We start from the raw sequence: 18,489 nt of genomic DNA, 5'->3' as shown, positions 1-18,489 counted from the left end.
CTTCCATCTCGACCAGCTCCAGCAGGTCGGGGTCCGCCATGTCGCACTTGTTCAGGAACACCACCAGCGCCGGCACGCCCACCTGGCGCGCCAGCAGGATGTGCTCGCGCGTCTGCGGCATCGGGCCGTCGGCCGCCGAGACCACCAGGATCGCGCCGTCCATCTGCGCCGCGCCCGTGATCATGTTCTTCACGTAGTCGGCGTGGCCGGGGCAGTCCACATGCGCGTAGTGGCGGTTCGCGGTCTCGTACTCGACATGCGCCGTCGAGATCGTGATGCCGCGCGCACGCTCCTCCGGCGCCTTGTCGATCTGGTCGTACGCCGTGAACGTCGCACCACCCGCCTTGGCCAGAACCTTGGTGATCGCCGCCGTCAGCGACGTCTTGCCATGGTCCACATGCCCGATCGTGCCGATGTTCACATGCGGCTTGTTACGCTCGAATTTCGCCTTCGCCATGTCCGTGATTCCCGATCGGGTTCGATTTACCAGCGGTAGTGGCTGAAGGCCTTGTTGGCCTCCGCCATCCGGTGCGTGTCTTCGCGCTTCTTGACGGCCGATCCGCGGTTGTTCGCCGCGTCCATCAGCTCGCCCGAAAGGCGTTCTTCCATCGTGTGCTCGCCGCGCTTGCGGGCGGACTCGATGAGCCAGCGGATCGCCAGCGCCTGGCGGCGCTCCGGGCGAACTTCCACAGGCACCTGGTAGGTGGCGCCACCGACGCGGCGCGAACGCACCTCGACGGCGGGCTTCACATTGTCCATCGCCTCGTGGAATAGGCGCAGCGGGTCGCCGTTCGGGCCGGAGCGCTTCTTCAGCGTCTCCATGGCGCCGTACACGATGTGCTCGGCGGTGGACTTCTTGCCGTCGTACATCAGCACATTCATGAAACGGCTGAGGACAATATCGCCGAACTTCGGATCCGGCAGGACTTCGCGCTTCTCGGCGCGGTGACGACGCGACATCTCTCAGCCCCTCACTTCGGCCGCTTGGCGCCGTAGAGCGAGCGCCGCTTGCGCCGCTTCGGCAGGCCCTGCGTGTCCAGCACGCCGCGCAGGATGTGGTAGCGCACGCCCGGAAGATCCTTCACGCGGCCGCCACGGATCAGGACCACCGAGTGCTCCTGCAGGTTGTGGCCTTCGCCGGGGATGTAGCTCACCACCTCGAAGCCATTGGTCAGGCGGACCTTGGCGACCTTGCGAAGGGCCGAGTTCGGCTTCTTCGGCGTGGTGGTGTAGACGCGCGTGCAGACGCCGCGCTTCTGGGGGCTGCCCTTCAGCGCCGGAACCTTGTTCCGGGTCGGCTTCGTCTCACGCCCCTGGGCAATGAGCTGGTTGATCGTCGGCATGACGCCCCTTCGTGACCTTCGTGTCCGCACGCCCCGCCGAAAGCACGATCGCCGGGCACGCACGCGAACGCGCGCCACCCGGGCTTGCCTTCCGCGACCGGCCTCAGCCCCCGATATCCAGGGGCGGCGCCGGCTGCGCAGCGTTGTGGACCAAAACCTGGCGGGACACCGTTGCCGGGGTCCTGCCGAGGGGGGGCTATCTACGACCGGGCCCGGGGTGAGTCAAGCGCATCAATGCCCGATTCACGGTGCGCGGCAGATGAAAGGCAGGAAGGTGCCCGACATGCCGGCATTCAGCGCCAGCAGGGTCATGGTATCGGCCATCGCGATCTCGGCGGTGCTGCGCGGGCACACAGCGCGTTCACGGCAGCCGGACGCGATGAAGGCGCCATGCGCGGCGATGAAGGCCGGGGACAGCCCGGCCGTGCCGAGGCGCTGCGTGGCGGCGCTCCAGGCCTCGGCGTACCGGCGGCATTTCTCCGCTGGCCAGTCCGGTGCCTGCGCCTGCGCGGGCGCTGCGCACAGCATGGCCGCAAGCACGAGGCCGCGCCAAGCGAAAGGGGCCGGCACCCTCGCGGATACCGGCCCCCCCTGGCGATTCGGTGCTGCGGCCGTCACTCGGCCGCGCGCGGTTCCGGCAGCGCCGGCGCGGAAGCCGGCAGGCGGCCCTTGTCGCGCTGGGCGGCCAGCGCCCGCAGCCGGTTCATCACCGAGCCCGTACCCGCCGGGATCAAGCGCCCGACGATCACGTTCTCCTTCAGGCCGGCCAGGTAGTCGACCTTGCCCGCCGTCGCGGCCTCGGTCAGCACGCGCGTCGTCTCCTGGAACGACGCCGCCGAGATGAACGAGGTCGTCTGCAGCGACGCCTTGGTGATGCCCTGCAGCACCGGTTCCGCCACCGCGGGACGCTCCTTGGCCTCGACGCGCTTCTCGTTCTCGATCTCGAACTCGATGCGGTCGACCGTCTCGCCGATCAGGTAGGTGGTGTCACCCGGGTCGGTGACCTCGACCTTCTGCAGCATCTGGCGAACGATCACCTCGATGTGCTTGTCGTTGATCTTCACGCCCTGGAGCCGATAGACCTCCTGGATCTGCTCGACCAGGTAGTCGGCCAGCTTCTCCACGCCCAGCACGCGCAGGATGTCATGCGGCACGCGCGGCCCGTCGACCAGCGGGTCGCCGCGCTTCACGTAGTCGCCTTCCTGCACGGACACGTGCTTGCCCTTGGGCACCAGGTATTCGCGCGGCGGCGGCTGCTCGTCGCCGGCGGCTTCGGGCACCACCAGGATGCGGCGCTTCGCCTTGTAGTCCTTGCCGAATTCCACGCGCCCGTCGATCTCGCTGATGATCGCGTGGTCCTTCGGGCGCCGCGCCTCGAACAGCTCCGCCACGCGCGGCAGGCCGCCCGTGATGTCGCGGGTCTTGGACGATTCGCGCGGCAGGCGCGCCAGCACGTCGCCGGCGGCAACGGCCGCCCCGTTGTCGATCGAGAGAATCGTGCCGGGGGTGAGGAAGTAGATCGCCTCGGTCCCGTTCTCGCGCTTCACGACGCTGTTCTTCTCGTCGCGCAGGATCAGGCGCGGGCGCAGGTCGACCGCCTTGCCCGGCGCCTTGTATTCGACGACCTCCTTGAAGGACAGGCCGGTCACGTCGTCCTGGCGATCGACCAGGGTGACGTTCTCGATCAGGTCGACGAATTCCAGCTTGCCGGCGCGCTCGGTGATGATGGGAAGGGTGAAGGGGTCCCATTCGGCCAGCTTCTGGCCGCGGGTCACCGTCGCCTCGTCCTCGGTCAGCAGGCGCGCGCCGTAGGGCACGCGCTGACGCGCACGCTCGCGGCCCTGCGCGTCGATCAGGATGATCTCGCAATTGCGCGACATCACGATCGGGTGGTTCTGGCTGTTCGTGACCACCACGCGGTTCAGCACCTTGATGGTGCCGTCGCCCGAGGCCTCGACCGCCGATTGCTCGGCACCACGCTGGGCCGCGCCGCCGATGTGGAAGGTACGCATGGTCAGCTGCGTGCCCGGTTCACCGATGGACTGCGCGGCGATGACGCCGACAGCCTCGCCGATGTTCACCGGCGTGCCGCGCGCAAGGTCACGGCCGTAGCAGCGGCCGCACACACCCTGGCGCGCATCGCAGGTCAGCACGGAGCGGATCTTCACCTGCTCCACGCCGGACTTCTCGATGCGCTCAGCGGCGACCTCGTCGATCAGGTCGAGGCGCTTCACGATCGTCTCGCCGTTCGCGGGGTCGAGCACATCCTCCTGCGAGGTGCGCCCGAGAATCCGCTCGGACAACGACGACACCACTTCGGCGCCATCCATCACCGCGGCCACGGTGAGGCCGCGGATCGTGCCGCAATCCTGTTCGACGATGATGCAGTCCTGCGCCACATCGACCAGGCGGCGCGTCAGGTAGCCGGAGTTCGCGGTCTTCAGCGCCGTATCCGCCAGGCCCTTGCGGGCGCCGTGGGTGGAGTTGAAGTATTCAAGGACGGACAGGCCTTCCTTGAAGTTGGCGATGATCGGCTGTTCGATGATCTCGCCCGACGGCTTCGCCATCAGGCCGCGCATGCCGGCCAGCTGGCGCATCTGCGCCGGCGACCCGCGCGCACCGGAATGCGACATCATCCAGACGGAGTTGGTCGGGCGGCCGACCTCCTGCTTCTGGATCTCCTTCATCATCGCGCCGGCCACTTCATCCGTGCAGCGCGACCAGGCGTCGACCACCTTGTTGTAGCGCTCGCCGGCCGTAATCAGGCCATCGAGATACTGCTGCTCGAACTCCTTCACCTCGGCCTTGGTCTTGGCGATGGACGCGGTCTTGCTGTCCGGCACGACCATGTCGTTCTTGCCGAAGGAAATGCCGGCCTTGGCCGCCTGGCGGAAGCCGAGCGCCATCATCCGGTCAGCGAAGATCACCGATTCCTTCTGGCCGCAATGCCGGTAGACCGCGTCGATCACGTCCGACACGTTCTTCTTGGTCAGCATGCGGTTGACCAGGCTGTAGGTCAGCTGCGGATGCAGCGGCAGCAGCGCGCCGATCATCATGCGGCCCGCGGTCGTGACCACGCGCTCGGTCACCACCTCGCCATCCGCATTCATCGTCTTGCGGCGCGCGCGGATCTTGCTGTGCAGCGTGATGGCCTGCGCTTCGAGCGCCAGCTCGAGCTCACCGACCGATGCGAAGGACGGCGTGTCCTTCTCCTCGGTGACCAGGAACTCCGGCGTCTCCAGCGACAGGTAGTACAGGCCGAGCACGATGTCCTGCGACGGCACGATGATCGGCTTGCCGTTCGCCGGGCTGAGGATGTTGTTGGTCGACATCATCAGCACGCGCGCTTCCAGCTGCGCCTCGAGGCTCAGCGGGACGTGCACGGCCATCTGGTCGCCGTCGAAGTCGGCGTTGAAGGCAGTGCAGACCAGCGGATGCAGCTGGATGGCCTTGCCTTCGATCAGCACGGGCTCGAAGGCCTGGATGCCCAGGCGGTGCAGCGTCGGCGCCCGGTTCAGCATGACCGGGTGCTCGCGGATCACTTCTTCCAGGATGTCCCACACCTCGGGACGTTCCTTCTCCACCATCCGCTTCGCGGCCTTGATGGTGGTGGCGTGGCCATACTTCTCGAGCTTGCTGTAGATGAACGGCTTGAACAGCTCGAGCGCCATCTTCTTCGGCAGGCCGCACTGGTGCAGCTTCAGCTCGGGGCCCACCACGATCACCGAACGACCGGAATAGTCCACGCGCTTGCCGAGCAGGTTCTGACGGAAGCGCCCCTGCTTGCCCTTCAGCATGTCGGACAGCGACTTCAGCGGGCGCTTGTTGGCTCCCGTGATGGCGCGGCCACGACGGCCATTGTCGAACAGCGCATCGACCGCTTCCTGCAGCATGCGCTTTTCATTGCGCACGATGATGTCGGGCGCGCGCAGTTCGATCAGGCGCTTCAGGCGGTTGTTGCGGTTGATGACGCGACGGTACAGGTCGTTGAGGTCCGACGTCGCGAAGCGGCCGCCATCGAGCGGCACCAGCGGGCGCAGCTCCGGCGGGATGACCGGGATCACGTCCAGGATCATCCACTGCGGATGCGCGCCGGATTCGCCGAAGCTCTCGATCAGCTTCAGGCGCTTCACGAGCTTCTTGCGCTTGGCTTCCGACGTCGTCTCCTTCAGGTCGGCGCGCAGCTTCACGCCCTCGGCCTGCAGGTCGATCCCGCCCAGCATCTGCTTCACGGCTTCCGCGCCGATGCCGACGCTGAACGCGTCCTCACCGAACTCGTCCATCTTCTGCTGGTACTGGTCCTCGTTCAGCAGCTGATGGAGCTTGAGGTCCGTCAGGCCGGGTTCGAGCACCACGTAGGACTCGAAATACAGGACCTTCTCCAGCTCCTTCAGGGTCATGTCGACCATCAGGCCGACGCGGCTCGGCAGCGACTTCAGGAACCAGATATGCGCGACCGGCGAGGCCAGTTCGATGTGCCCCATCCGCTCACGGCGCACCTTGGCCAGCGTGACCTCGACGCCGCACTTCTCGCAGATGATGCCGCGGAACTTCATGCGCTTGTACTTGCCGCACAGGCACTCGTAGTCCTTGATCGGCCCGAAGATGCGGGCGCAGAACAGCCCGTCCCGCTCCGGCTTGAAGGTGCGGTAGTTGATGGTCTCGGGCTTCTTGATCTCGCCATAGGACCAGGACCGGATCTGCTCGGGGGAAGCGATCGTGATCCGGATCTGGTCGAAGGTCATGGCCTGGCCGGTCTGGCCCAGGATCTTCATCAGCTCGTTCATGCGGTCCTCGTGGATGAGGCCGCCGCCGCGAAGACGTCGCGGCGGCTGAGCGTTAGGAAAGGAAAGCGGAGACGCCGACGCATCACGTCGGGCGGTTCTCCAGATCGACGTTCAGACCGAGCGACTTCAGTTCCTTCACGAGCACGTTGAAGGATTCCGGAATGCCCGCCTCAAAATTGTCCTGGTCGCGGACGATCGCCTCGTAGACCTTGGTGCGGCCCGAGACGTCGTCGGACTTCACCGTCAGCATCTCCTGCAGCGTGTATGCAGCGCCGTAGGCTTCGAGCGCCCAGACCTCCATTTCGCCGAAGCGCTGGCCGCCGAACTGCGCCTTGCCGCCCAGCGGCTGCTGCGTGACCAGCGAATACGGGCCGATCGAGCGCGCGTGGATCTTGTCGTCCACCAGGTGATGCAGCTTCAGCATGTAGATGTAGCCGACCGTCACCTTGCGCTCGAATTTTTCCCCCGTGCGCCCGTCATGCAGCCAGACCTGGCCGGAGGTATCCAACCCAGCCTGCGTCAGCATGCCCTCGATATCCGCCATGCGCGCGCCGTCGAAGACCGGCGTGGCGATCGGGATACCCTTGCGCAGGTTTTCGCCGAGTTCGACCAGCTGCGCGTCGGACATCGGCGCGATGTCGTTGGCGAAGATCTCGTCGCCATAGACGTCCTTCAGCTTCGCCTCGAGCTCCGAACGGCGGCCACCACGATGGCGGTATTCCTCCACCAGTTCGCCGACCTGCTTGCCGAGCGAGGCGCAGGCCCAGCCCAGATGCGTCTCGAGGATCTGCCCGACATTCATGCGCGAGGGCACGCCCAGCGGGTTCAGCACCAGGTCGACATGCGACCCGTCCTCGAGGAACGGCATGTCCTCGATCGGCACGACTCGGGAGACCACGCCCTTGTTGCCGTGCCGGCCGGCCATCTTGTCGCCGGGCTGCAGCTTGCGCTTCACGGCGACGAAGACCTTGACCATCTTCATCACGCCGGGCGGCAGTTCATCGCCGCGCTGCAGCTTCTCGACCTTGCTCTCGAAGCGCTTCTGCAGGCGCTCGACGGCAGCGTCGAACTCGCGCTTCAGCGCCTCGATCTCGGCCATGGCGGCATCATCCACCACGCCGATCTGCCGCCAGGTCGCCTTGGCGAACTGGTCGAGCACGGCATCGTCGATCACCGTGCCGGCCTTCACACCCTTGAAGCCGCCCGAGGCCTTCTTGTTCAGCAGCCGCTCGCGCAGCCGGCCGTAGAAGGACCGCTCCTGGATCGCCTTCTCGTCGTCGCGGTCCTTGGCCAGGCGTTCGATCTCGGCGCGGTCGATAGCCATCGCGCGCTCGTCCTTGTCCACGCCGCGGCGGGAGAAGACGCGCACATCCACGATGGTGCCGGTCACGCCGGGCGGCAGCTTCAGCGAGGTATCGCGGACATCCGACGCCTTCTCGCCGAAGATGGCGCGCAGCAGCTTTTCCTCGGGCGTCATCGGGCTCTCGCCCTTCGGCGTCACCTTGCCGACCAGGATGTCGCCCGGGTTCACCTCGGCGCCGACATAGACGATGCCGGCCTCATCCAGGTTGCGCAGCGCTTCCTCACCCACGTTGGGAATGTCACGGGTGATTTCTTCCTGGCCCAGCTTGGTGTCGCGGGCCATGACCTCGAATTCCTCGATGTGGATCGAGGTGAAGACGTCGTCCTTGGCGATGCGCTCGCTGATGAGGATGGAGTCCTCGAAGTTGTAGCCATTCCAGGGCATGAACGCGACGAGCACGTTGCGCCCCAGCGCGAGTTCGCCGAGCTCGGTGGACGGGCCGTCGGCGATGATGTCGCCGGCCTGCACCTTGTCGCCCACGCGCACCAGCGGGCGCTGGTTGATGCAGGTGGACTGGTTCGACCGCATGAACTTCCGCAGGCGATAGATGTCCACGCCGCGCGTCGTGCCATCCTCGCCGGACGCACGCACCACGATGCGCGCGCCGTCGATGCTGTCGATCACGCCGTCGCGCTTCGCCACGATGGTCGCGCCCGAATCACGCGCCACCGCCGCTTCCATGCCGGTGCCGACAAGCGGCGCATCGGCGCGGATCAGCGGCACCGCCTGTCGCTGCATGTTCGAACCCATCAGCGCGCGGTTGGCGTCGTCGTTCTCCAGGAACGGGATCAGCGCCGCGGCGACGGACACGAGCTGCTTCGGCGAGACGTCGATCGCCGTCACTTCCTCGGGCTTCACCAGGCGGAAGTCGCCGCCCTGGCGCACCGACACCAGCTCATCCTTGAACGACCCGTCGCCGTCCACGTTGGCATCCGCCTGCGCGACGACCAGGCGCTCCTCCTCCATTGCGGAGAGGTAGCGCGGACTGCCCACGATCTTGCCGTCCTTCACCAGGCGATACGGCGTCTCGATGAAGCCGTACTTGTTCACCTTGGCGAAGGTCGCGAGCGAATTGATCAGGCCGATGTTCGGGCCTTCGGGCGTCTCGATCGGGCAGATGCGGCCGTAATGCGTCGGGTGCACGTCGCGCACCTCGAAGCCGGCGCGCTCGCGCGTCAGGCCCCCCGGGCCAAGCGCGCTGAGGCGGCGCTTGTGCGTCACCTCGGACAGCGGATTGGTCTGGTCCATGAACTGCGACAGCTGCGAGGAACCGAAGAACTCGCGCACGGCGGCCGCGGCCGGCTTCGCGTTGATCAGGTCGTGCGGCATGACGGTGTCGATATCGACCGACCCCATGCGCTCCTTGATCGCGCGTTCCATGCGCAGCAGGCCGACGCGGTACTGGTTCTCCATCAGCTCGCCGACCGAACGCACGCGGCGATTGCCGAGGTTGTCGATGTCGTCGATCTGGCCGCGGCCGTCCTTCAGGTCCATCAGCACGCGCAGCGCGGCGACGATGTCGTGCTTGCGCAGCGTGCGGACGTGATCGGGCACTTCCTCGATGCTGAAACCGAGGCGCATGTTCATCTTCACACGACCCACGGCCGACAGGTCGTAGCGCTCGGGGTCGAAGAACAGGCCCTTGAACAGGGCTTCCGCGGTGTCGGGCGTCGGCGGCTCACCGGGGCGCATGACCCGGTAGATGTCCATCAGCGCCTCGTCGCGATTGGCGTTCTTGTCCACCGCGAGGGTGTTGCGGATCCACGGGCCGACCGACTGGTCGACGGCCAGCGTCGGCAGGCGGTCCAGGCCGGCGCCCTCGATCGCCGCGAGCTTGGGTTCGGTCAGCTCGTCGCCGGCCTCGGCCCAGATCTCGCCGGTCTGCATGTCGACCAGGTCCTCGGCCACGAAGCGGCCGAGCAGGTCGGCGCGGCCGACCAGCACCTCGGTCGTGCCGGCCTCGGCGATCTTGCGCGCGCTGCGCGGCGTCAGCTTGGCTTCCTTGTCGGCGACGACCAGGCCGGTCTTGGCGTCGATCAGGGGTTCCATCAGCTTCACGCCGCGGAAGGCCTCGGGGTCGAAGGCGCGCGACCAGCCCTTGGGGCCGCGGCTGAACACGACCTGGCCGTAGAAGGCGTTCAGGATCTCCTCGGCGTCCATGCCGCGGATCTCGCTCGGCTCCAGCTCGCGCCCGGCGGCGGCGGCATCGGCGCGCAGCCCCTCGGTACGAGTGCTGTCCAAGGCCAGCAGCAGCGTGGTGGTCGGCAGCTTCCGCTTGCGGTCGATGCGGACGTAGCAGATGTCCTTGGCGTCGAATTCGAAGTCGAGCCACGAGCCGCGATAGGGAATGACGCGCGCGGCAAACAGGTACTTGCCGCTGCTATGTGTCTTGCCCTTGTCGTGGTCGAAGAACACGCCCGGGCTGCGGTGCATCTGGCTGACGATGACGCGCTCGGTGCCGTTGATGATGAAGGTGCCGTTGTCGGTCATGAGCGGCATGTCGCCCATGTAGACATCCTGCTCCTTGATGTCGCGGACCGACCGGCTGCCGGTGTCCTCATCCACGTCCCACACGATCAGGCGCAGGCGCACCTTGAGCGGGGCGGCGAAGGTCAGGCCGCGCTGGATGCATTCCTCGACGTCGTACTTGGGTTCCTCGAGCTCGTACTGCACGAATTCGAGGCGGCCGCGCCCGGCGAAATCGTCGATCGGGAAGACGGACTTGAACACCTCCTGCAGGCCGGTATGGGTCCGGCTGTCGGGGCTCACCTCCATCTGGAGGAAGGCCTCGTAGGAGGCGCGCTGCACGTCGATGAGGTTCGGCATCGGCGCCACTTCGGGCAGACGCCCGAACGACTTGCGGATCCGCTTGCGCCCCGTGAACGACTTCGTGATAGCGTTCATGCCTGCTCTGCTTCCCTTCTTGCCCGGCCCATACACCCCAGCCGGCGGGGTCGTTTCGCGCCGCCCTGACCGGACAACGCAGGATGGGGCGGCGCGGCCGGACCCTTCCGGCAGCGCCACCCGCACCCTCTCGTCACTGTCCCCCCATCCCCACCCGTTGCCGGATGGGAACGGGGGTCGAGATCACTTGACCTCGACCTTGGCGCCGTTCTCTTCCAGCACCTTCTTGATCTTCTCGGCCTCGTCCTTCGACACCGATTCCTTCACGGTCTTGGGCGCACCCTCGACCAGGTCCTTGGCTTCCTTGAGGCCCAGGCCGGTGATCGTCCGGATCTCCTTGATCACATTGATCTTCTTGTCGCCGGCGGCGGCAAGGATCACGGTGAACTCGGTCTGCGCCTCGGCAGCCGGGGCGGCGGCCGCGGCCGGCGCGGCGGCGGCAACCGCCACCGGCGCGGCGGCGGAGACGCCCCACTTCTCCTCAAGCAGCTTGGAGAGCTCGGCGGCCTCCAGGACGGTCAGGGACGACAGCTCGTCCACCAGCTTCGCGAGATCGGCCATGTGTGAATGCTCCTCGATCTAATGGCTTGACTTCGGTTGTGCAACTCCCCCGTGGCCACATGGCCGCCGGGGGCACTGTTCCTGCGGGGCTGGACCTGCCCCCGCCGCCGAGGCAGCGCGAACGGTCCAACCATTCGGTCGGACGCATGCTCCAGCGCGCCGAGCGAGTCCGCCCGGCGTGAACATGCGTCAGGCCGCCTGGGCCTCGTCCTTCTTGGCGTAAGCCGCCAGGACCCGTGCCACCTGCCCACCGGGGGCCTGGAGGATGCCCGCGATGCGCGTCGCCGGGGTCTGGATCAGACCCAGCAGCTGCGCCCGCAGCGTCTCCAGGGACGGCAGCTCGGCCAGAGCCTTGACGCCAGTGGCATCAAGCGTCTGGGTTCCGAGCGCGCCGCCCAGGACAACGAACTTGTCGTTCGTCTTGGCGAACTCGACCGCGGTCTTCGCCACCGCCACCGGATCCGTCGACCACGCGAGCGCGGTCGGACCCTTCAGCAGCGGCTTGACGCCGTCGAAACGGGTGCCGTCGAGGGCGAGGGTGGCCAGGCGGTTCTTCGCGACCTTGTACGTCGCACCCGCCGCGCGCATCCGGCGACGCAGTTCGCTCACATCCGCGACCGTCAGACCCTTGTTCTGGGCGACGAGCACGAAGGAGGTCTCTGCGAAGACGGTCGCCAGCGAAGCGACGAACTCACGCTTCTCCGTACGGTCCACTCCACGTCTCCGTCGGTGGCCGGGGCCTTGTGGAAGGGCTCCGACCGGGTTCACTCGGGGGCGGCGGGCTTTCGGCCCGCAACCCCGGTTCGCCTGTCAGGCCGGAACACCAAGTCAAGCCAGGCCGCGCCTGCGCGCGGTCCGGTCGAAACTTCGGCACACCGTCTCTCCCCTGCATGGCTTTCGCCAGATCAAGGCCCGCAAGGGCCACAGGAGGTCTCCGACAGGTTTCGGACAAAGGGCCGTGGCCCCCGCCCTGCCCGCCCAGCCCCCGGAAGGGCCAGGCGTATCTCGTTACATCCCGCTCGCGGCCGCGCCACCAAGCCCGCGCGGCGATGCCTTCGGCAACACTCAGCCGCCGGCCGAAAGGCTGGCGACATCCACCTTCACGCCGGGCCCCATGGTCGAGGAAACCGCCACCTTCTTCAGGTAGGTCCCCTTCGCCCCGGTCGGCTTGGCGCGCTGGATCGCGTCCACGAAGGCCCGGGCATTGGCCAGCAACTGGTCCTCGCCGAACGACGCCTTGCCGATGCCGGCGTGGACGATGCCCGCCTTCTCGGCGCGGAACTCGACCTGGCCGGCCTTCGCCGCCGTGACCGCACCCTTCACGTCCATCGTGACGGTGCCGAGCTTCGGGTTCGGCATCAGGCCGCGCGGGCCCAGCACCTTACCGAGCCGACCCACCAGCGCCATCATGTCGGGCGTGGCGATGCAGCGGTCGAATTCGATCTTGCCTTCCTGGACCAGGGCGGCGAGGTCGTCCGCACCCACCACGTCGGCGCCGGCGGCCTTGGCTTCCTCCGCCTTCGGGCCGCGGGCGAAGACGCCCACGCGCACGGTCTTGCCGGTGCCGTGCGGCAGGCCGACCACGCCGCGGACCATCTGGTCGGCATGGCGCGGGTCGATGCCGAGGTTCATCGAGATCTCGATGGTTTCGTCGAACTTCGCCTTGGCGTTCGACTTCGCGATCTTCACCGCCTCATCCAGCGCGACCGTCTGCTCGCGGTCGAAGCCCGCATAGACGGCCTTGAGACGCTTGCCCTGCTTGGCCATCGGATCAGCCCTCCACCACGGTGAGGCCCATGGAGCGCGCGGAGCCCGCGAGCATGCGCACGGCCGCGTCGACGTCATTCGCGTTCATGTGCTGCATCTTGGTCTTGGCGATCTCGGCCAGCTGCGACTTCGTGACGCGCCCGATCGACGCCCCCTTGCCCGGCGCGGTGGAGCCCTTCTCGAGCTTCGCGGCCTTGAGCAGGAAATACGTGTTCGGCGGCGTCTTGGTGATGAAGGAGAAGGTGCGGTCGGTGAACGCGGTGATGACCACGGGCGTCGGCGTGCCCGGTTCCATCTGCTGCGTCGCCGCGTTGAATTCCTTCACGAACTGCATGATGTTCAGGCCGCGCTGACCGAGCGCGGGCCCCACCGGCGGGGAGGGATTGGCCTTCCCGGCCGGGATCTGCAGCTTGATGTAGCCTGCGATCTTCTTCGCCACTGTGGCAGTCCTCTGGGTTGTCAGAGGCCCGCGGTGCATGCGAATGCCCGAAGGCACTCTCCCGCGTTCCCTGGAACGCCGAAGACCGGGGCGAGAGACCCCGGTTGGTCGGCGAGGGGCGGCGTATAGTCGCGCGGACCGGACGTGTCCAGACCCTGAATCGCCCGGCGGGGTCCGGGCTGACACTGTCACCCCGGCGGGGGTCGAGGGGGCGGCGCCCCCTCGCGCGCATCCCCCGGCTAACCAAACCCCGACCCCCGCCGTATATCCCCTGCACCCGCAGGAGACCCCTCCCCCCATGCCCTGGCGCGATCGCACCGGTGCCTTCTCGCCCTTCAAGGCGGCCATCTTCGCCGCGCTGTTCGTCCCGGCGCTGCTGTTGGCGCAGACAGCGTGGGAGAACGCCCTCGGCCCCAAGCCCTGGCAGGCCGCGACACACGACACCGGCACCTGGGCCATCCGCATTCTGCTGCTGTCGCTGCTGGTCACCCCCGCGCGGCAGGTCCTGCGCCAGGCGCGCATCGCGGAGGTGCGGCGCATGGTGGGCGTGGCCTGCTTCGCCTATGCGCTGCTGCATCTGGGGCTCTATGCCGGCGACAATTCCTTCGACCTGGTGAAGGTCGCCTCCGAGATCATCAAGCGTATCTACCTGACCATCGGCTTCGTGGCGCTCGCGGGCCTCGCGGTGCTGGCGGCGACCAGCACCGACGCGATGCTGCGCCGGATGGGCGGCGCGTCCTGGCGGCGGCTGCACAGGCTGGTCTATCCGCTCGCGGCGCTGGCGCTGGTGCATTTCACCCTGCAATCCAAGGCCGATGTGACCGAGCCCATGCTGATGGCCGGGCTGTTCGCCTGGCTCATGGGATACCGGGTGATCGCACCCGGCGGCGGAGCGCCCGGCGTGCTGGTGTTGCTGGGGCTGACGGTCTTCGCCGCGGGGGCAACGGCGGCGGTGGAGTTCGCCTGGTATGCGCTGGCGACGGGCATCGACCCGTGGCGGGTGCTGGCGGCGAACCTGGATGTGGCGTTCGGGTTGCGGCCGGCGCTGTGGGTCGGGGTGGTCGGCCTCGGCGCGGCGGCGGCTCGGCTGCTGGCCGGGCTGCGCGGGCCGCGGCGGCGGGCCCGCCCGTCACCGGGCGCGGCGATCACCTCGGGCGAGGCGGCGTGACCTCCGCGGGCGCGGCCGCCGCCAGGACCCAGCGGCGGAAGGCGGCGAAGGCCGGTTCCGCCGCGCGCGAGGGGCGATAGACCAGGTACCACCCCATCCCCTTCGGCACCGTGATGGCGAAGGGCGCCATCAGCCGCCCGGCCGCCAAATCGTCATCCACATAGGGCCGGATGCCCATGGCAACCCCGAGTCCGTCCAGCGCCGCCTGCAAGGCCTGGCCGTAATAGTCGAAGACCGGGCCGGAGGCGGCGAGGCTGTGCAGCCCCGCGGCCGCGGCCCAGCGCCGCCAGTCCTCGGGCGCATGGGCCACGCGCAGCAGGCTGTGGGGGTCGAGTTCGCCCGGCGCGCGCAGGCGCTGCGCGAGAGCGGGCGCGCAGACCGGCAGCAGATCCGCCGCGACCAGGCGGTCGGCGGCGAAGCCGGGCCAGTCGCCGGTGCCGAGGCGGATGCCGCAGGACCAGCCCTCGGCGAAGGGCACGGTGGCGCCGCCGGTGGCGATGCGGACCTCGATCTCGGGGGCGGCGGCGCGCAGGGCCGCGAGGCGCGGGATCAGCCAGCGGATGGCGAAGGTGGGCCCGACGCCGACGGTGAGCACGCGGGCGGCGACAACTTCGCTGGTGAGCCGCGCGAGGCTGTCGAACAGCGGCGTGAGGCCGGCACGGTAGGCCAGCCCCGCCGCGGTCGGGACCAAATGGTTGGCCTGGCGTTCGAAAAGAGCGACGCCCAGGCGCTGTTCGAGCAGCCGCACCAGCCGGCTGACGGCGGCGGCGGTGACGTGCAGTTCCGCCGCCGCGGCCACGAAGGACCCGGTGCGGGCCGCGGCCTCGAAAGCGCGGATGCCGTTCAGCGAGGGCAGGCGGCGGGGTTCGAGCATCAGGAAAACTTTGGCTGAGGCTCAGATAACGCCGTTCGACGGCGGGCTTCAAGCGGCGCAGAACGCACGGCGGAGGCGCCGCCGATGTCACCCCTGCTGCTGGTTGTCGTGCTGGTCACCATGGTGGGGACGTCGCTGCTGTCCGGGATCTTCGGGATGGCCGGCGGGCTGGTGCTGATCGGCGTGCTGCTGGTGCTGCTGCCGGTGGCGGATGCCATGGCGCTGCATGCGGTGACGCAGATTTCGTCGAACGGTTGGCGGGCACTGCTGTGGTGGCGTCATATCCGGTTGCGGCCGGTGCTGGCGCATGGGACGGGCAGCGCGCTGGGGCTGGCGGTGTGGTCGATGGTGCTGCTGGTGCCGGACCGGGCGGTGGCGCTGCTGTTGCTGGGGTTCAGCCCATTCCTCGCGCAGGCGCTGCCAGCGGGGTTCCGGCCCAGTCCGGAGCGACCGGCGCATGGTGTCGCGGTCGGCTTCGCCTGCATGACGCTGATGGTGATGACCGGCGTGGCGGGACCGCTGCTGGATAGGTTCTTCCTGGGCGGGGCGCTGGACCGGCGCGAAATCGTAGCGACCAAGGCGGCGTGCCAGACGCTCGGGCATTCGATGAAGCTGGTCTATTTCGGGGTGCTGGTGGCGCAGGCGGGACGGGTCGATCCGCTGGTGGGGGTCCTGGCGGTGCTGGCGTCCATGGCGGGAACGATGCTGGCGAAGCGGTTCCTGGAAGGGATGACCGATGCCGGGTTCCGGCTCTGGGCCGGGCGGATCGTGACGGCGATCGGGGTGTTCTACATCGTGCAGGGCGGCTGGCTGCTGCTCGTGCCGTGAGGGAGGAAGCGATGTCCGAGGTTCTGCGCCCGTTGATCCTGGACCTGGTGGCCTTCGTGGCGGAACGGCCGCGGCCCTATGCGGAGGTGCTGGACGCCTGGCGGACGTCCTGCCCGCGCCTGACGGTGTGGGAGGATGCTGTGGATGCGGGGCTGGTTCGTTGCTGCCCGGGCACCGACGGCGGCATGATCGTCGAGGCGACGACACAAGGGCGGGCTGCGTTGGCGAGGCGCTGAGCGCGCGCGCCGGCCAGCCGCGGAGGACGGGGTTGGGCGGCGAGCACGACCAGTGGCGACGGCGGATCGAGCGGCCGAACTCCTGCCGCGGATGGCTGGAAGCGTGGCGCGTGCTGCCGACGCTGCGCCTGGGCCGGCTGCTCCGTCGCCCAGTTTGGCACTACGCCATCGGCCTCGGCGTTCCGATTCTCACGGTTGGCGGCGTGCTGCTGCTGTTTCCGCTGCTGCGCGAGCAGTCTTCCTCGTCCTGCGAAGCGCTCGCTGCGCTGGAGCGCCGGCGCGCCATCATGGCGCCACGAGAGTCCGCAGCGCCCACACCTTTCTCAACGGCGGAACAGCGGCTGCCGTCCATGCTGCGGTGTACCGCTGCCCATTTGGCGCGGCCTGTGAGGCGAGAGGGCGGCGCACGTCTCGACGCTTGACGCGCCTCGGCGTCAGGCCGCCGCCACCGCCGCCCGCTCGGCCGCCAGCGCCCGCTGCACCGCAGGGCGCGCGGCCATCCGGCGACGATGCTCGACCACGCGCGGCAGCCGCGCCAAATCCACCCCATCCGCCTCGAGCCACTGGGCGAGCGTGAAGAGGTAAGGGTCGCAGATCGAATAGGTCTCGCCCATCACCCAGGGGCCGGCCAGCATGCCCTCCTCGATCAGCGCGAAGGCATCGCTGACCGATTGCGGCACCTTGCGGCGCATCGCCTCGATCGCCGCCTGGTCATCGACCCAGCGATGGCCACGCATCCGGTGGGCATGCGCCACATGGACGGTCGCACACAGGTAGGCGTTGAATTCCTGCACCCGCGCGAAGCTGAAGGCATCGTCGAGCGGCGCGAGTGCCGCACCAGGAAAGGACTGGGCGACGAAGGCGAGCAGCGCCGGCGTTTCCGTCAGAACGCCCTGCGGTGTGACCAGCGCCGGCACCCTTCCCTTCGGATTGATCGCCAGATGCGCCGGCGCGCGCTGGCCGGCGGTGGCGAAATCGACGAAGCGCAGCGCGTAGGGTGCCCCAGCCTCCTCCATCGCGATGATGGTCGCGAGGGAGCAGGTGTTGGGCGTGAAGTGCAGCGTCAGCATGGGCCTCTCCAAGGTCCCCGGCGGTGCCGGCACGGTAGGCCGGGCAGCGACTGACGGCTAAAGCTTCTCGACCTGCCCGTATTCCAGGTCCACCGGCGTCGACCGCCCGAAGATGGACACCGACACCTTCACGCGTCCCTTCTCCTCATCCACTTCCTCGACCACCCCGTTGAACGAGGTGAACGGCCCGTCGGCGACGCGGATCTGCTCGCCGACCTCGAACAGGATGGCGGGCTTGCGCGGCTTCTCCACGCCTTCCTGGACCTGGCGCAGCAGGCGCTCGGCCTCGCTGGCCGGGACCGGCTGGGGCTTGTTGCGCGCACCCAGGAAGCCGGTGACCTTCGGCGTGTCCTTGACCAGGTGCCAGGCGTCGTCGGTCATTTCCATCTTCACCAGCACGTAGCCGGGGAAGTACTTGCGGTCGGTATCGACCTTCTGGCCGCGCCGGACCTCGGTGATCTGCTCGGTCGGTACCAGCACTTCGTCGAACTTGTCGGCCAGGCCCTTCTGGGCGGCCTGTTGCTGGATCTGCTCGGCGATCTTCTTCTCGAAGCCCGAGTAGACATGGACCACGTACCACTTCTTGTCGGCCACGGTGCCGTTCCTCCTCAGCCGATGCCGAACACGAGCCGCATGGCCAGCTGGATCAGCTGGTCCACCACCAGGAAGAACACCGCGGCGAGCGCCGACATCGCCAGCACCAGCCCGGTGGTGACGAGGGTCTCCTTGCGGGAGGGCCAGGTGACCCTGGAGACCTCCTGGCGGACTTCCCGGACGAACTGCGCCGGATCGAGCTTGGCCAAGTCCATACCCTTTGAAACGCTTCGGGCGGCGGCCCGGGATCGGGACGCCACCCTGGTGAAGGTCACGCTGCGCGGCGTGGGTGGCAGGGGCGGAGGGTCTCGAACCCCCAACCTCCGGTTTTGGAGACCGGCGCTCTAGCCAATTGAGCTACGCCCCTATCGCGCGCCGCCGTCACATAACGCGACGGCGGCGCGGACGCAAAGAGGGCCGTTCCGGCCTACTTCGAAATCGACGCGACGACGCCGGCGCCGACGGTGCGCCCACCCTCGCGGATGGCGAAGCGCAGCCCCTCGTCCATCGCGATCGGCGCGATCAGCTCCACATCCATCGACACGTTGTCGCCCG

The 18,489-nt window shown here is 68.2% G+C and carries 18 protein-coding genes, 1 tRNA gene and 1 pseudogene; 4 read left to right on the top strand and 16 right to left on the bottom strand.

Going from position 1 to position 18,489, the window contains the following annotated elements:
- The 10 genes from LQ222_RS24375 to rplK form a co-directional block, all read right to left on the bottom strand.
- Nucleotides 1–457: GTP-binding protein (locus LQ222_RS24375; protein WP_230169475.1), on the bottom strand; the 457-nt coding region annotated here is incomplete at its 3' end.
- 26 nt (nucleotides 458–483) lie between these two features.
- Complete coding sequence (gene rpsG / locus LQ222_RS24370; protein WP_230169474.1) at nucleotides 484–960, bottom strand: 30S ribosomal protein S7; 477 nt, start codon at nucleotides 958–960, stop codon at nucleotides 484–486.
- An 11-nt stretch (nucleotides 961–971) separates the two neighbouring features.
- Nucleotides 972–1,343, bottom strand: coding sequence for a 30S ribosomal protein S12 (rpsL, locus tag LQ222_RS24365; protein WP_230169473.1), 372 nt, complete (start codon nucleotides 1,341–1,343; stop codon nucleotides 972–974).
- A gap of 243 nt (nucleotides 1,344–1,586) precedes the next feature.
- The gene (locus tag LQ222_RS24360) at nucleotides 1,587–1,871 is read right to left on the bottom strand and encodes a hypothetical protein (RefSeq protein WP_230169472.1); all 285 of its coding nucleotides are present in this window, start codon (nucleotides 1,869–1,871) and stop codon (nucleotides 1,587–1,589) included.
- An 86-nt stretch (nucleotides 1,872–1,957) separates the two neighbouring features.
- Entirely contained in the window at nucleotides 1,958–6,130 is a 4,173-nt protein-coding gene (gene rpoC, locus LQ222_RS24355) for a DNA-directed RNA polymerase subunit beta' (protein ID WP_230169471.1), read from the bottom strand.
- 82 nt (nucleotides 6,131–6,212) lie between these two features.
- Nucleotides 6,213–10,397 (bottom strand): DNA-directed RNA polymerase subunit beta, encoded by a 4,185-nt coding sequence (gene rpoB, locus LQ222_RS24350; RefSeq protein ID WP_230169470.1) that lies wholly within the window; start codon nucleotides 10,395–10,397, stop codon nucleotides 6,213–6,215.
- Nucleotides 10,398–10,580: 183 nt separating this feature from the next.
- Nucleotides 10,581–10,958: a 50S ribosomal protein L7/L12 gene (rplL, locus tag LQ222_RS24345; protein WP_230169469.1), complete on the bottom strand. Its 378-nt coding sequence runs from the start codon at nucleotides 10,956–10,958 to the stop codon at nucleotides 10,581–10,583.
- A gap of 189 nt (nucleotides 10,959–11,147) precedes the next feature.
- The gene (gene rplJ, locus LQ222_RS24340) at nucleotides 11,148–11,672 is read right to left on the bottom strand and encodes a 50S ribosomal protein L10 (RefSeq protein ID WP_230169468.1); all 525 of its coding nucleotides are present in this window, start codon (nucleotides 11,670–11,672) and stop codon (nucleotides 11,148–11,150) included.
- Nucleotides 11,673–12,023: 351 nt separating this feature from the next.
- Nucleotides 12,024–12,725: a 50S ribosomal protein L1 gene (gene rplA / locus LQ222_RS24335; RefSeq protein WP_230169467.1), complete on the bottom strand. Its 702-nt coding sequence runs from the start codon at nucleotides 12,723–12,725 to the stop codon at nucleotides 12,024–12,026.
- Nucleotides 12,726–12,729: 4 nt separating this feature from the next.
- Nucleotides 12,730–13,164: a 50S ribosomal protein L11 gene (gene rplK, locus LQ222_RS24330; RefSeq protein WP_230169466.1), complete on the bottom strand. Its 435-nt coding sequence runs from the start codon at nucleotides 13,162–13,164 to the stop codon at nucleotides 12,730–12,732.
- Between the two features lie 298 nt (nucleotides 13,165–13,462).
- Between rplK and LQ222_RS24325 the strand changes: the two genes are divergently transcribed.
- The gene (locus LQ222_RS24325; RefSeq protein WP_230169465.1) at nucleotides 13,463–14,332 is read left to right on the top strand and encodes a sulfite oxidase heme-binding subunit YedZ; all 870 of its coding nucleotides are present in this window, start codon (nucleotides 13,463–13,465) and stop codon (nucleotides 14,330–14,332) included.
- Here LQ222_RS24325 and LQ222_RS24320 read toward each other — a convergent pair.
- Nucleotides 14,310–15,206: a LysR substrate-binding domain-containing protein gene (locus tag LQ222_RS24320; protein ID WP_230169464.1), complete on the bottom strand. Its 897-nt coding sequence runs from the start codon at nucleotides 15,204–15,206 to the stop codon at nucleotides 14,310–14,312. The two genes, LQ222_RS24325 and LQ222_RS24320, sit on opposite strands and share 23 nt — an antisense overlap.
- Nucleotides 15,207–15,290: 84 nt before the next feature.
- Between LQ222_RS24320 and LQ222_RS24315 the strand changes: the two genes are divergently transcribed.
- From LQ222_RS24315 to LQ222_RS24305, 3 genes are all read left to right on the top strand, one after another.
- On the top strand, nucleotides 15,291–16,034 hold the full coding sequence (locus LQ222_RS24315; protein ID WP_230169463.1) for a TSUP family transporter: 744 nt from the start codon (nucleotides 15,291–15,293) through the stop codon (nucleotides 16,032–16,034).
- A gap of 11 nt (nucleotides 16,035–16,045) precedes the next feature.
- Nucleotides 16,046–16,270 (top strand): hypothetical protein, encoded by a 225-nt coding sequence (locus tag LQ222_RS24310; protein ID WP_230169462.1) that lies wholly within the window; start codon nucleotides 16,046–16,048, stop codon nucleotides 16,268–16,270.
- Nucleotides 16,271–16,380: 110 nt separating this feature from the next.
- A complete protein-coding gene (locus LQ222_RS24305) occupies nucleotides 16,381–16,692 on the top strand; it encodes a hypothetical protein (RefSeq protein ID WP_230169461.1) in 312 nt (103 codons plus the stop codon).
- A 12-nt stretch (nucleotides 16,693–16,704) separates the two neighbouring features.
- Here the strand turns inward: LQ222_RS24305 and LQ222_RS24300 are convergent, their stop codons facing one another.
- The 5 genes and pseudogenes from LQ222_RS24300 to tuf all read right to left on the bottom strand — a co-directional run.
- On the bottom strand, nucleotides 16,705–17,340 hold the full coding sequence (locus tag LQ222_RS24300) for a glutathione S-transferase family protein (protein WP_230169460.1): 636 nt from the start codon (nucleotides 17,338–17,340) through the stop codon (nucleotides 16,705–16,707).
- Between the two features lie 57 nt (nucleotides 17,341–17,397).
- Nucleotides 17,398–17,934, bottom strand: coding sequence for a transcription termination/antitermination protein NusG (gene nusG, locus LQ222_RS24295; protein WP_230169459.1), 537 nt, complete (start codon nucleotides 17,932–17,934; stop codon nucleotides 17,398–17,400).
- A gap of 14 nt (nucleotides 17,935–17,948) precedes the next feature.
- On the bottom strand, nucleotides 17,949–18,143 hold the full coding sequence (gene secE, locus LQ222_RS24290; protein WP_230169458.1) for a preprotein translocase subunit SecE: 195 nt from the start codon (nucleotides 18,141–18,143) through the stop codon (nucleotides 17,949–17,951).
- Between the two features lie 81 nt (nucleotides 18,144–18,224).
- Nucleotides 18,225–18,301, bottom strand: a tRNA-Trp gene (locus tag LQ222_RS24285).
- A 60-nt stretch (nucleotides 18,302–18,361) separates the two neighbouring features.
- Nucleotides 18,362–18,489, bottom strand: a pseudogene (tuf, locus tag LQ222_RS24280) (elongation factor Tu); the annotation flags it as partial.

The sequence above is a fragment of the Roseomonas sp. CECT 9278 genome (genome assembly GCF_918698155.1).
Taxonomy (GTDB): Bacteria; Pseudomonadota; Alphaproteobacteria; order Acetobacterales; family Acetobacteraceae; genus Neoroseomonas.
This window is presented reverse-complemented; position numbering and strand designations above follow the sequence as displayed.